This is a genomic window from Micromonospora reichwaldensis (assembly GCF_031845925.1).
In the GTDB taxonomy this organism is placed as follows: domain Bacteria; phylum Actinomycetota; class Actinomycetes; order Mycobacteriales; family Micromonosporaceae; genus Micromonospora; species Micromonospora reichwaldensis.
Window position 1 is genome coordinate 58191 of sequence record NZ_JAVRFL010000031.1, and the last position, 13224, is coordinate 71414.

Here is a 13224-nt window from a genome sequence, read left to right on the forward strand (position 1 = left end):
GGATCCCGGCCGGTCCCGTCGGCCGGTTCCCGCGCGGCCGACTAGGGTCTGAGCATGGTCGCGACAATCCGTTACGAGGACATCGTCAAGGTCCCGAAGGCGCTGCTGCACGATCACCTCGACGGCGGCCTGCGGCCGGCGACGATCGTCGAACTGGCCGCCGAGGTGGGGCACGAACTGCCCACCACCGACCCCGGGGCGCTCGGCCGCTGGTTCGTCGAGGCGGCCGACTCCGGCTCCCTGGAGCGCTACCTCGAGACGTTCGCGCACACCGTCGCCGTCATGCAGACCGCGTCGGCGCTGCGGCGGGTGGCCCGGGAGTGCGCCCAGGACCTGGCCGCCGACGGGGTGGTCTACGCCGAGGTGCGGTTCGCCCCCGAGCAGCACCTGGAGCGGGACCTCACCCTGGACGAGGTGGTCGAGGCGGTGCTGGCCGGCTTCGTGGAGGGCACCGCGCTGGCCGCCGAGGAGGGCCGGCAGATCCGGGTCGGCACGCTGCTCACCGCGATGCGGCACGCCGCCCGGTCGCAGGAGATCGCCGAGCTGGCCGTCCGGCACCGGGACGCCGGCGTGGTCGGCTTCGACATCGCCGGCGCCGAGGCGGGCTTCCCGCCCACCCGGCACCTGGACGCCTTCGAGTACCTCCAGCGGGAGAACTTCCACTTCACCATCCACGCCGGCGAGGCGTTCGGCCTGCCGTCGATCTGGCAGGCGATCCAGTGGTGCGGGGCGGACCGGCTCGGCCACGGGGTGCGGATCGTGGACGACATCACGCCCGGCCCGGAGCCGGTGCTCGGCCGACTGGCCGCGTACGTGCGGGACAAGCGGATCCCGCTGGAGCTGTGTCCGTCCTCGAACGTGCAGACCGGCGCCGCCCCCTCGATCGCCGAGCACCCGATCGGGCTGCTGCGGGACCTGCGGTTCCGGGCGACGGTGAACACCGACAACCGGCTGATGAGCGGCACGTCGATGTCCCGGGAGATGGCCCTGCTGGTGGACGCCTTCGGCTACGGCTGGAAGGAGCTCCAGTGGTTCACCATCAACGCCATGAAGAGCGCCTTCATCCCGTTCGACGAGCGGCTGAAGATCATCGACGAGGTGATCAAGCCCGCGTACGGCAAGTTGCTGGGCTGAGCACGGCGGGCCGCCGCGTTCCGGCGGCCCGGTCAGGTGCGGTGCGGGTGGCCGGCGAGCAGGCCGGCCACCGCGCGCAGCACCTCGCCCGCCCGGGCCGCCTCGGCGCCCAGGCCGGTCTGCCGCCGCAGCACCGCCGGCTCGGCGCGCAGCAGCGCAAGGCCTCGGCGCACCAGCACCCCGGGCGCCTTGCGCTGCTCGGCGAGGTCGCGCGCCAGCCGGCGGACGAAGGTCGCCCCCCGGGGGCGCCGCAGGGCGTACGCCCCGGCCAGGACCCCCCTGCGGCGGCACTCCTCGACGATCTCGGCCGCGAAGATCCCTTCGGCCACGAAAAGTGGCGAACCGGCGACCTCGAATGGCCGGGTGGACACCCGACGGTCCGCACCGATCGCATAAACCGGCACATCGGCCTTGCCCTCCCTGGCCAGTCGGGCAATCGTCTCCACGGCCGCCGCAGCGTCCCAGGAGCGGGGAGACTCCCAATCCACCAGGCCGTTTCGTCGCGGCAACGTAGGGTCGTCACCGTTCTTGTAGAAGTCGTCCAAGCAGAGCACCGGAAGACCGGTTCGCTGCGCTATGTACGACTTTCCGGACCCGGAAGGGCCGGCGAGCAGGACAACGCGATGGGGCTGCTTCATTACCTTCAGTGACTCCGGCCAGACGGATTGCTATCAAATTGCATCAACATCTCATCACACCGCTGGCTGCGGCCAACCTGGGCTTTCTCTTTCGCAGGTAGCGTGATGGAATCTCGGATGGTCCGGCCCGCAGGGTCGGCCGCTGGTCCTTGTCCAGGGGCAACGCGGATCCAGAAATCGCGAGGGCGGTGACGTGAGCAAACGGCCAAAGCCGGCGGGCTCCTTCCTGTCGCGTCTGCGCCGGCCGGCCGGTCGGTTCCGCGACATGCCGATCTGGTCCAAGCTCGGCCTCATCATGATCGTGCCGACCATCGCCACGGTGGTCGTGGGCACCAGCGGCCTGGTCGACCACCTGGAGACCCTCAACAACGCCAACCGGGCCGGCGACCTGGCCAACCTCGTCGGCTACTCGGGCGACCTGGTCGACACCCTCCAGGACGAGCGGACCAACGCGCTGCGCCTGCTGGGCGTGCCGCGCGGTCAGGACAACGCCCGCTACAAGCAGGCGTACGAGCGGGCCAACGCCGAGGTCGACGATGCCAAGGGGCGGTACTCCCAGCAGCGGGCCGAGGTCGAGGATCTCCCGGCCAACCTCGACGGCCTGCTGGGCGAGATCGACCAGACGCTGACCGACCTGCCCGGCACCCGCAGCCAGGTCTTCAACGGCAAGCTCGGGCTCGTCCCGGCCATGCAGGCCTACGACGGCCTGATCGACGACCTGATCAGCATCCGCGACTCGGCCACCCAGCTCGCCGGCGACAACGAGCTCAGCGACAAGATGCGCGCGTCGACCGCCACCGCCCGGAACAAGGAGTTCCTCTCCCGCCGCCGCGACGTGGTGCACCGGGCGTTCATCCAGCAGCGGCTCACCCCGAACCTGCGCAACGAGTACATCGCCACCAGCACCGGCTCCAGCCAGTGGCTGCAGAGCTTCCAGGTGGTGGCCAGCCAGCCCGAGCAGGAGTACTACGCCCAGGTGGTCGCCGGCCCCGACCTGCGCGAGGCGAACACCTACAACAGCTGGCTCAACGGCATCACCACCGCCGACACCCTGACCGGCGCCCCGTTCGACGCCGACCAGTGGGACGCGGCGATGGTGGCCAACGCCAAGCTGATCCGCACGGTCGAGACGAAGATCGACCGCGAGGTCGTCGCGGGCGCCGAGAAACTCCGCTCGGACGTGCAGCGCCAGGTGTTCCTGGAGACCGGCCTGCTGCTCAGCATGCTGCTCCTGGCGATCCTCTTCGCCTACCTGGTCGCCCGCTCGATGGCCCGCTCCCTGCGCGACCTGCGCCAGGGCGCCCTCTCCATCGCCCAGTACGGCCTGCCCCAGGCCGTGGCCCGGCTGCGCGACCCCAAGGTGACCGGTCAGCTCTCCCCGGTCCAGCTCGCCAACCAGATCGCCGAGCCGCTGCCGGTGCGCAGCAAGGACGAGTTCGGCCAGGTGACCGAGGCGTTCAACGCGGTCCACCTGGAGGCCGTCCGCACCGCCGCCGAGCAGGCCGCGCTGCGCGCGTCCGTCGCGACGATGTTCGTCAACCTGGCCCGCCGCTCGCAGATCCTGGTCGACCGCCTGATCGGTCACCTCGACCGGCTGGAGCGCGGCGAGGAGGACCCGGACCGGCTGGCCGAGCTGTTCCAGCTCGACCACCTGGCCACCCGGATGCGCCGTAACGACGAGAACCTCCTGGTGCTCGCCGGCGCCGACTCCACCCGCGTGCAGCGGCAGCCGGCCGCGCTGATCGACGTGCTCCGGGCGGCCCAGTCCGAGGTCGAGCACTACACCCGGATCGAGTTCGGGGTGATCGACCGGGACATCGAGGTCGCGGCGCACGCCGTCAACGACCTGGTCCACCTGGTCGCCGAGCTGTTCGACAACGCCACCGCCTTCTCGCCGCCGGACTCGCACGTCATGGTGGAGGCCCGGCGCGTCGGCGACCGCGCGTCGCTCTACGTGGAGGACCGGGGCATCGGGATCAGCCCCGACCAGCTCCACGACCTCAACGAGCGGCTCGCCACGCCGCCGCAGGTCGACGTGGCCGTCTCGCGGATGATGGGCCTGGTCGTGGTCGCCCGGCTGGCGTCCCGGCACGGCGTCAAGGTCGAGCTGCGTCCGGGCACCGACCGGGGGACCGTCGCCGAGGTGGTCATGCCGACCTCGGTGCTCGTGCCCCGGGCGCTCTCCGGCCGCCCGCAGTCGTCGCCCGCGCTGCCGGCGCCCGGCCCGCAGTCGCACGGCCCGGCCCCCGCCTTCGGCGCGCTGCCGGCGCTCGGCAACGGCCCGGCCAACCCGATGCCCACGCAGCGCCCCGGCGAGTCCGGCAACCAGGTCACCCTGGGCGGCCGGCCGTTCGACCCGGCGCCGCGCAACGGGGCCGGCACGCCGGCCTCGGCCGGCTCGGCGCGGTCCATGCCGGCCTGGTCGGACCTGACCGGCGCCAGCGGCTTCAACGCCGGCGAGGCCTTCCGGCCGCGCACGTCGAACGGCGAGTCGATCGACCCGCTGCCGCAGCGGCGGTCGGCCGACGATCAGGACGCCACGGGCCAGCAGCAGGCCGTCCCGCGGCAGCTGCCCAGCAGCCCCGAGGCCCGGCCGTACTCCGTCCCGCCGGTCTCCGCCCCGCCCCTGCCCTACGCGGGTCCGCCGGTGTCGACCCCGCCGGTTCCCTACTCCGCGCCGCCGGTGTCCGGCCCGCCGGTCTCCGGCATGCCGGTCTCGGCGTCACCCGTCTCCGGCCACCCGTACTCCGGCCCGCCGGTCTCGGCCGCGCCGTACTCCGGCCCGCCGTACTCCGGCCCGCCGTACTCGCCGCCGTCGACCGGCCCGCTGCCGCAGCGCCCGGCCCCCGGCACGCCGGGCCCGGCCACGCCGGCGCCGCCGGCCTGGCCGCCGGTCGCGGGTGCGGACCGTGACGTGGCGACCCCACCGGTGCCCGAGCGGCTGGCCGCCGCGCTGGACATGACGACCGAACTGCCGCGGGTGCCGCGCTCCGGCGCGCCGAACCCGGCGGCCCAGGCTCCCGCGCCGGCGGAGCGGTCGGCACCGGCCGTCCCGCAGGCGCGGCCGACCACGCCGCCGGCCCAGGCCCCGCAGCGGTACGCGGACGAGACGATGGAGCTGCCGATCTTCCGGGAGCTCGAGTCGGCCTGGTTCCGTACCCGCCGCCCGGGGCCGGAGGAGGCGGCGCCGGCCGCCGAGAAGACGTCGACCAACGGTGCACCGACCCAGCAGTTCGCCCGGGTCGACGCCGGCGGTCGGGCCGTGCAGCCGACACCACCCGGGACGACAGGTAACGCACCGATGGCAGACACTCCGGCGGCCGGAGGAGCGCCGCGCGAGAACGGACCGACGACCAACGGGGGTGCCCGCCCCGGCGTCGCCGACAGCTTCGGTCACCGCCGGTCCTCGCAACAGACCGGGGGTTGGCAGACCGCGGCCGACGACGGGTGGCGCGCCGCCTCGGCGGCGACCGAGGTGCCCGTCGCGGCGACCACCTCGACCGGTCTACCCAAGCGCACCCCGATGGCGCAGCTGGTGCCCGGCGCGGTGGAGAAGCCCACCACCTCGGTGCAGCGGCGTACGCCGGAGGGTGTCCGAGGCCTGCTTTCGGCCTACCATCGGGGCGTGCAGCGGGGGCGTACGAACCCGTCGGACAGCAACCCGACCAGCCCGGAGGCGACTCCGGGAGGGCAGCAATCCTCGCAGTCTGGCTCAGGCCCGATGGCCGGGAGCGGGCAGAAGGAGCAAGAACGATGACAACTACGCAGGATCTCGGTTGGCTGCTGGCCAACTTCGCCGACCGGGTACCCGGTGTCGCGCACGCGGTCGCCGTCTCCGCGGACGGACTGCTCCTCGCGTCGTCACGGGACCTCCCGCGGGACCGGGCCGATCAGCTGGCCGCGATCGCGTCCGGCCTGGTCAGCCTCACCCAGGGCGCGGCCCGCTGCTTCGAGGGAGGCGCGGTGCTGCAGACAGTGGTGGAGATGGACAATGGCTTCCTGTTCCTGATGTCCATCTCGGACGGGTCGTCGTTCGCGGTGCTCGCCGCCCGCAGCAGCGACGTGGGACAGGTGGGCTACGAGATGGCCCTGCTGGTCGACCGGGTGGGCGACGCGTTGACCCCGCAGCCACGCGCGGCTGCGGGAATGCTGGGCTGACGACCCGTTGACCCGTGAGGTCGGCGGGGTGACAACGACAACGACGACGGCTCCATCCGGAGCCGGTGCCGGGTGCGAGGGAGGTGAACGGCGACATGGCCGATCGTGACGAGCCGACCGGAGCGTTGGTCCGTCCATACGCCGTTACCCGTGGTCGTACCCGCCCCCGCCTCGACATCGCGCTGGAGGCGCTCGTCGAGACGACGGTGCGCGGCCGCGCCGCTGCCAATGGCAACGGCGCTCAGGGCCGCGAGCACCAGTACATCGCTGCGCTGTGTGATGGACGTGTGCAGTCGCTCGCCGAGATCGCGGCGCGGATGCAGCTCCCGCTCGGTGTGGCCCGGGTGCTCATCGCCGACATGGCGACGGACGGCCTGGTCGCGGTCCACGAGCCGACCATTCTGGACGACTCGGACGACGCGGTGGGCACTGAACTGCTGGAGAGGGTGCTGAGTGGACTTCGCAGGCTCTGACATGTCGCACCGCCCGCCGACCCCGAGTGGGCGCGTGACGTCGGCGAAGATCGTTATCGCCGGTGGATTCGGCGTCGGCAAGACGACGCTGGTCGGCTCGGTCTCGGAGATCACGCCGCTGACGACCGAGGCCATCATGACCTCCGCCGGCGTGGGCGTCGACGACACCCGGCAGGTGCCGGGCAAGACGACGACCACGGTGGCGATGGACTTCGGCCGCATCTCGATCGACCGTGACCTGATCCTGTACCTGTTCGGTACGCCGGGGCAGACCCGGTTCTGGTTCATGTGGGACGAGTTGGTCCGCGGCGCGATCGGCGCGGTCGTGCTGGTGGACACCCGCCGGCTGGCCGACTGCTTCGCGGCGATCGACTTCTTCGAGCACCGGCGGCTGCCGTACCTGGTGGCCATCAACTGCTTCGACGGGATGCAGTACCACGACCCGCAGGACGTCCGGGACGCGCTCGCGATCCCCGGCGACGTGCCGGTGGTGGCCTGCGACGCCCGTAACCGGGAGTCGACGAAGCACGTGCTGATCTCGCTTGTCGAGTACGTGCTGACCATGCGGCGCTCGCGCGCCGTGGCGCCGGCCTGATCGCTGCGACGCGCCCGGTGACGGCCTCGGCCGCCACCGGGCGCTCGTCGCTGCCCGCGCTCCGGTGGGGCGGGGTCAGGACACCCGCGTCCAGGCACCCGCGCTGACGGTGTAGACGCCCAGCGAGCCCTGGTCCATGCCGCCGTGGCGGATGGGGGTGAAGGAGTACATCCCCGCCATCCCCTCGGTGACCTGGTTCTGCAGGAACGCCCGGATCCGGCCACGGTCGACGCTGGTGGACAGCCGCGCCGCGTCGGCGATCAACTGCACCGCGTCGGACGCGTACGGGGCGAAGCCGCTGAACCCGCCGTGCAGTTGGACGTAGCGGTAGACGAATTCCTTGCGGTCCAGCGCCGACATGGTGGTGTTGGCGAGCATCGCGCCGCCCAGCGAGGTCGGGTGGACGGCGTACGCGCCCTCCAGGAGGGCCGCGTTCCCGCCCTCCAGGGTCTGCTCGGCGACCCCGCCCGCGTCAAGGAACACCGGCCCGTCGTAGCCGGCCCGGCGCAGCGCCCCGACCGCGGCGGCCGAGTCCGGGGCGGTCGCCCACACCACCACCCCGTCGGGGCGCGAGCCCGTCGCCGCGCGGGCCGCCCGGCGGAGGTCCGCGCCGGTGCGGGGCAGCCGGGTGGCGGTGCTCAGCGCCACCCCGGCCGTCCGCAGGGCGCCTGTCATGGCCCGTACGCCGGAGTCGCCGTGCAGGCCGTCCGCGGCCAGCAGCGCCACCCGGGAGAGCCGCTGCGAGGCGACGAGCCGGGCGAGCCGTCGGGCCATGTCGCCAGCGTCCGGGGTCATCTTGAAGACGTACGTCCGCTGCGCCAGCGGCAGCACGATCCCGTCGCCGAAGGCGAGTGAGAGGAACGGCACCCGCTCCTTCTGCGCCACCCCGGCCAGGGCCATCGAGGTCTCGGCCATGGTGCCGCCGACCAGGGCGTGTACGCCGCCGTCGCGAGCCAGTGCGGTGGCCTGCCGGGCGGCCAGCGCGGGGTTGCCGGCGTTGTCCCGGACCTCCAGCCGTACGGCGCGGCGGAGGTTGCCGATCGGCACGCCCTTGGCGTTGAGCGATTCGAGGGTGATCTCCAGCGCCCGCTGCTGGAGGACGCCGAGCGCGGCGCCGGGACCGGTCAGCTCCAGGCTGACCCCGACCAGCAGGTCCTGACCGCCCGGCGCGACCGCCGTGGCGCGATCGCCCTCGCCCGCCTCGCCGCGCCCGCAGGCGCTGAGCAGGAGCGTGCCGGCCGTGGCGGCCAGCAGGCCCCGACGGGTGAACACCGAGGGGCCGTTCGCCGATGTCGCCATGAGTCGCCTTCCCACCCGGCGACCCCTGCCGCCGGCTGTTCCGCCGGTATGCTCCCGGCCGCCGCGACGTGGCGTCAAATTATCCGGGTGTGGGCAGGAACACGCAGGTGGGAGGCGGTTTCCCGGCGGTCAGGAACGGTAGCCGGCGGAGCGGTACTCGTATTCCCGGTCGTCGTCTCGGTCGCCCGTGTCGCGGGTGAAGTCCCAGCCGCCGGCGGCCTCCCGGCCGGGTCGGCCACCGACCGCGAACCCGCCGATCTCCTGTCCGCGACGCCAGCCGCGGAAGTAGCCGGTGGTGTTCTCGGCGAGGCTCGCCGCGTCGCGGACGATCCGCAGCGGGCGCTCGTCCCGCAGCGGTGAGCCGGGGACGAGGTTGGCCTGGGGGACCCGCTTCGGCAGCCCCGCCGGGGTCTCGGCACCGACCGCCGGGCGGGCGGCCTGCTCGGCCGCCTGCCAGCCGGTGTCGGCCGTGGTCGACCACTCCAGGTCGGCCTCGTCGTCGTGCCCCACGAACCAGGCGGACTTGGCCTGGGCGAAGATCAGCAGGTCGCCGTCGCCCTCGTCGGACACGGGCGGCGGGCGGCGCTCCATCGGGGGCGCCGGGCGGTACTCGGCCGCCGGCCGCTCGTCACGCGGTGCCGGCCGGTACTCGGCCGCCGGTCGCTCGTCGCGGAGCGCGGGTCGCTCGTCGCGGGGCGCCGGTCGCTCGTCGCGGAGTGCCGGGCGGTAGTCGGCGGCCGGTCGCTCGTCACGCGGTGCCGGCCGGTACTCGGTCGGCGGCCGCTCCTCGCGGGGGGCGGGCCGGCCGTTGCGGGCGGCTTCCTCGCGGTCGACCAGCCGCAGCGGGGGCGTCTCGGGGTGGGCGTCGGCGGCCGGGCCCGTTCCGTCGCGCAGCGCGCGGTCCGCCAGCGGCGGCGGCTCGACCAGCCGCAGCACCGGAGGCTCCTGGGGCAGGTCGTCGGCCAGCCAGGGCGGGGTGACCCGGCGCTCCGCCCCCGGATCGGTCGGGGCGTCGACGCCGCGCCCGCCGCGGTCGCCGTAGGAGCCGACGACCGGGTTCTTGGCGGAACTGTCGGCCGGGTCCTCCGGGTTGTTGACCAGCGGCCAGTTGGCCCGGGATCCGGGGGGAGCGGACTCCGCCCGGGCGGCCGGGGAAGTGGGTTCCTGGCCGGGGCGTGGCGTGGGCACGGGAACGCTGAGGTCGGTGGCGCTGAAGCCGCCCGAGGGCGTGGCCGGCTCGCCGTTGGTCTTCGGGCGGGGCGGGATCACGGTGCGCTGGCGCTCCGCGCGGGCATTCTGGATCGCCGCCGTGGTCAGGGTGGGGCGGAACGGCTCTCCCGCCTCGGCCGGCGGCACCGTGCCCCGCTGCGCCGGGGCGATGGGGGTGATGCCCGGCGGCGGAGGCGGCGGCGCGGACACCGGGCGGTTGGTCGGGCCGTCGATCCGGCTCGGCAGCGACCCGGGGCGCGTGGGGGGCGCGGAGACCGGGGGACCGGCGACCGCGGCCGGCGTCACCGGCGTCGGCGCGACCGGCGGCGGGCTGACGGGGGCCGGTGCGACCGGCGGCGGGCCGAGCGGCCGGGGGGCCGGGGGCGGCGTCGGGCCGGCGGCGGGCTCGGGCCGGCTGCGGCGGCCGCCGCCCGGGGCGGGCTCGGGCTCGGCGGGCCGGAGGGCACGCAGGCCGTTGCCGGCGGGGGTGAGGCCGGGCAGGGCACCGCTGGGTGCGTCGCCGAGCGGTTCGCCGTGCCGGATCGCGGCGCGGCGGCCGGGGGCCGGGGTGGCGGGCGTGCCGACCCGGTCGTTGAGCGCGCCCACCAGCGCCTGGCAGCCGGCGTCGCAGGCCCGGACGGAGGCGACCGCCTGCCGCACGGTCTCCGCCACGGCGGAGGTGAGGGCGCGGTTGACGGTGGCGCGTCGGGGCGTCTCGCTGATGGCCACCCGCAGGGCGGTCACCGCTGAGGTGAGCTCGTCGGCGTCGGCGACCCCGTCGGCGGCGAGCCGCGCCGTGACCGCCTCGGCGGGGGCCGGGGCGTCGTCGCCGTGGCCCCCGGTGCCGCTCAGCATGCCGGGCTCGGGCAGGGCGTCCAGCACGGCCAGCGAGACCGGCTCGGCCGGGTCCGGGTACGCCCGCAACGCGGCCGGGTAGAGCTCGCGGAGCACCTCCCGCAGCGCGACGGCGGCGGAGTGCCGGCCGCTGGCCAGGGCGGCGTGCGCGGCGAGGACCTGCTTGTAGCCGGCGAGGTCCCGGGGGGCCGGGAGGGTGACGGCGGAGAGGGCGCCGGCCTGCAGGGCGCGGGCCAGGCCGACGGCGCGCCGCTCGGCCGGGGGCGACTGCATCTCCTCCAGGGAGTCGTCGTCGGCGAAGCGCTCGGCGAAGTCGTCGACGGAGTCGTCGTCGGCGATCGCCAGTGGACGCCCGGCGGCGCTGAGCAGCGAGGTGACCGTGTGGTCGTCGCTGTCGGCGGCGATGGCCGCACCGCTCGGCCCGCCCGACCGCTCCACGAGCAGCGCGACCAGCTGGGCGTAGCCAGCGGGGTCGTCGCTGATCTCGCAGACATGCAGCAGACGGCCTGCGTCGTCGACCACAGCGGACGTCAGCGTCGAACCGGCCGAGACCGGTCGGTCGGCCGGATCCGCCGAGGCCAGACCGCAGTACACGCGCACGAGCGCCACGGCGTCGTCCTCCTCCCGGGACACAAGGCTTTCACTGCCAGAGACTGATGCTCCCCGTAAAGGGTCAGTCGCGCCAGTCCACGGTCGCAGAGATCTTCCCGACAATGGTGCGCCAACCCAGACTTGCGGTTTGTGCCCCGATTTTCCTCAGTCGGCGCCGACCGAAGAACCCGCCGACGCCGCCGTCGACCGAGGCACGCAGCGCCTCGTCCAGGTCGTCGAGGCTGGAGCCGGCGGAGAGCATGTCCAGCACCGCGGGCAGCCGCAGCGCGTACGCCAGGTCGCGGGCCACCTCGCCGGCCTCGATGAGCAGCGTCGAGTCCCAGGTGTCGTGCCCGCCGCGGAGGTTCTCCACCACCAGGTCGAGCTCGTAGACGTCCTCGTCGAGCGGCGCGATGTCGGCCGGCTCCACCCGTTCGGACAGTTCATTCCAGCTGTCCAGTTGAGACAGGTCGTTCGGCGCCCCGGAGCGGATGAAGCTGACCAGCGACTCGGGCGTCTTGAAGAGCAGCAGCTTCCCACGGTGGGTGAGGAAGACCGGCACCTCCTCGTCGCCCGCCTCGTCCTCGTCCTCCTCGGCGGCGGTCTCGGCGTCCTCGTCGTCGGTCGCGTCGCGGCGGCGGCCCTTGGCCTCCTCCTCGTCGCTCTCGGCGAACTCCTGGGCGACCTCCTCGTCGAGGATGACGACGGCCTCGTCGTCGTCCTCCTCGTCCTCCTCCGTGACCTGGCGGCGGGCCAGGAACGGGTCGTCCTGGTCGCGCTCGGTGACGTCGGTCGGGGTCAGCTCCCGCGCCGGCCGGTAGGCCCGCAGGGTGTAGCCCGTGCCGGCGGGCAGCGCGATCTCCACCGGGTCGATGCGCAGCTCGTCCCAGAGGGCGCGGGCGGCCTCGGCCGAGACGGTTGCGGTGCCGGACTCGGCCGGGGCGTCGGCGTCGTCGAGCTCGGGCTCGGGCTCGTCGGCGTCGGGCCGTTGGGGCGACTGGCGGGCCACGCTGACCTCCGTGTGCTTCGGGTTGCCCGCCGGCGTCCGCCGCCGGCGAGTGACTCTGGGCACATACCCTAGTGGGCGTCTCCGGGAGACCGGTGCCCGCACCCCGGTGGCGGAGCGGGCGGCCGACAAGTAGCGTTGCTACACATGAAGGCCCAGGCGCTGCACGGACACCTCGACGCGCTGCTGCTCGCGGTGCTCGAGCAGGGTTCCCTGCACGGCTACGCGATCATCGAGGCGCTGCGCAACCGCAGCGACGGGCAGCTCGACCTGCCGACCGGCACGATCTATCCCGCGCTGCGCCGGCTGGAGCGGGCCGGCCACGTGGCCAGCACCTGGAGCACCGTCAACGGGCGGGAACGGCGGACGTACCAACTCACCGACGAGGGCCGGCGGGCGCTGGCCGGCGAGCGGTCCGGGTGGCGCGAGTTCCGCTCCACCGTCGGCCGGTTCCTCGACACCGACACCCCGCCGGCGACGCCGGCCTGACGGGCACCGGCCGTGTCCCCCGTCCGTCCTCCGTCGTGCGGGACGGGCGGCAGCCCTCAGACCCGGGCGGGGCGCCCGGTCCGTGGCCGGGGTCAGCGGGCGGCGAGCAGCCAGGTGCGGGCGGCCCGGCCGAGCCAGAGGTAGCCGGCGGCGGCCACCGCCGCGCCGATGATCATGGGCGGCCAGGTGAGCGCGTCGTCCCAGAGGCCGATCGACCACGCGAAGAGTGCCGAGCCGGTCAGGACGCCGAGGGCGAGGACCCCGACGAGGGCCGCCCCCACCGCCCGGTCGGCGCCGCCGCGCAGCGCCGCCCGCCCGGCCGGCAGCAGCCCTGTCGCGGCCAGCGCGAACGCCGCCGCCCAGATCCAGCCCACCGACGCCGACAGCAGCTGGTAGGCGGCCGGCGGCGGCGAGCCGCCCCAGCTCGACCCCTGCCAGGTGAGGTCGCCGGCGACGAACGCGACAGTGGCGAGCGCGATGACCCGCAGCGACAGCCCGCGCAGCGCGCCCGCCGCCAGCTCCGCCTGGTAGGCCGGGGCGAGCTGCGCCGGCGAGCCGAACTCGGCCACCGCCCGGCGCTGCGCCTCCGTCGCCGGCAGCCCGTCGGCCCGGTACGCCTCGACGGCGTCCAGCAGCCCGTGCCGTGCCTCGGTCAGCAGGTCGGACTTGAGCCGGCGCGGCCCCCGCAGGTGTGCGCCCAGCTCCCGCAGCCGTTCCTCCACCGTCGTCGCGTCGTCCTCGCCCCGCATGGCCCCACCCTGTCACGGGTCGCCGCCG

Annotated in this window: 11 protein-coding genes; 6 read left to right on the forward strand and 5 right to left on the reverse strand. The window is 74.5% G+C overall.

Annotation, left to right across the window (positions count from 1 at the left end):
- Positions 1 to 54 precede the first annotated feature (54 nt).
- A complete protein-coding gene (locus tag RM555_RS23295) occupies positions 55 to 1134 on the forward strand; it encodes an adenosine deaminase (RefSeq protein ID WP_311413733.1) in 1080 nt (359 codons plus the stop codon).
- 32 nt (positions 1135 to 1166) lie between these two features.
- Here RM555_RS23295 and RM555_RS23300 read toward each other — a convergent pair whose 3' ends face one another.
- Positions 1167 to 1505, reverse strand: coding sequence for a hypothetical protein (locus RM555_RS23300; protein WP_311413734.1), 339 nt, complete (start codon positions 1503 to 1505; stop codon positions 1167 to 1169).
- A 460-nt stretch (positions 1506 to 1965) separates the two neighbouring features.
- Here RM555_RS23300 and RM555_RS23305 point away from each other — a divergent pair, with 460 nt between their 5' ends.
- The 4 genes from RM555_RS23305 (at position 1966) to RM555_RS23320 (ending at position 6998) form a co-directional block, all read left to right on the forward strand.
- Positions 1966 to 5529, forward strand: coding sequence for a sensor histidine kinase (locus tag RM555_RS23305; protein ID WP_311413735.1), 3564 nt, complete (start codon positions 1966 to 1968; stop codon positions 5527 to 5529).
- Positions 5526 to 5930: a roadblock/LC7 domain-containing protein gene (locus tag RM555_RS23310; RefSeq protein ID WP_007455462.1), complete on the forward strand. Its 405-nt coding sequence runs from the start codon at positions 5526 to 5528 to the stop codon at positions 5928 to 5930. Before RM555_RS23305 ends, RM555_RS23310 begins: the two co-directional genes overlap by 4 nt.
- A 95-nt stretch (positions 5931 to 6025) precedes the next feature.
- The gene (locus RM555_RS23315) at positions 6026 to 6403 is read left to right on the forward strand and encodes a DUF742 domain-containing protein (RefSeq protein ID WP_132232372.1); all 378 of its coding nucleotides are present in this window, start codon (positions 6026 to 6028) and stop codon (positions 6401 to 6403) included.
- A gap of 1 nt (position 6404) precedes the next feature.
- Positions 6405 to 6998 carry a GTP-binding protein gene (locus tag RM555_RS23320; RefSeq protein ID WP_132231432.1) on the forward strand — a complete coding sequence of 198 codons (594 nt, stop codon included), beginning with the start codon at positions 6405 to 6407 and terminating at the stop codon, positions 6996 to 6998.
- Between the two features lie 75 nt (positions 6999 to 7073).
- Here the strand turns inward: RM555_RS23320 and RM555_RS23325 are convergent, their stop codons facing one another.
- The 3 genes from RM555_RS23325 to RM555_RS23335 form a co-directional block, all read right to left on the reverse strand.
- A complete protein-coding gene (locus RM555_RS23325; protein ID WP_311413736.1) occupies positions 7074 to 8297 on the reverse strand; it encodes an ABC transporter substrate-binding protein in 1224 nt (407 codons plus the stop codon).
- 129 nt (positions 8298 to 8426) lie between these two features.
- Positions 8427 to 10994: a transposase gene (locus RM555_RS23330; RefSeq protein WP_311413737.1), complete on the reverse strand. Its 2568-nt coding sequence runs from the start codon at positions 10992 to 10994 to the stop codon at positions 8427 to 8429.
- A 40-nt stretch (positions 10995 to 11034) separates the two neighbouring features.
- On the reverse strand, positions 11035 to 12024 hold the full coding sequence (locus tag RM555_RS23335; RefSeq protein ID WP_396888829.1) for a DNA primase: 990 nt from the start codon (positions 12022 to 12024) through the stop codon (positions 11035 to 11037).
- An 81-nt stretch (positions 12025 to 12105) separates the two neighbouring features.
- On the opposite strand from RM555_RS23335, the gene RM555_RS23340 reads away from it, so the two are divergent.
- Positions 12106 to 12447 (forward strand): PadR family transcriptional regulator, encoded by a 342-nt coding sequence (locus tag RM555_RS23340; RefSeq protein WP_311413738.1) that lies wholly within the window; start codon positions 12106 to 12108, stop codon positions 12445 to 12447.
- A 92-nt stretch (positions 12448 to 12539) separates the two neighbouring features.
- Here the strand turns inward: RM555_RS23340 and RM555_RS23345 are convergent, their stop codons facing one another.
- Positions 12540 to 13196: a permease prefix domain 1-containing protein gene (locus tag RM555_RS23345; protein ID WP_311413739.1), complete on the reverse strand. Its 657-nt coding sequence runs from the start codon at positions 13194 to 13196 to the stop codon at positions 12540 to 12542.
- Positions 13197 to 13224: the final 28 nt, after the last annotated feature.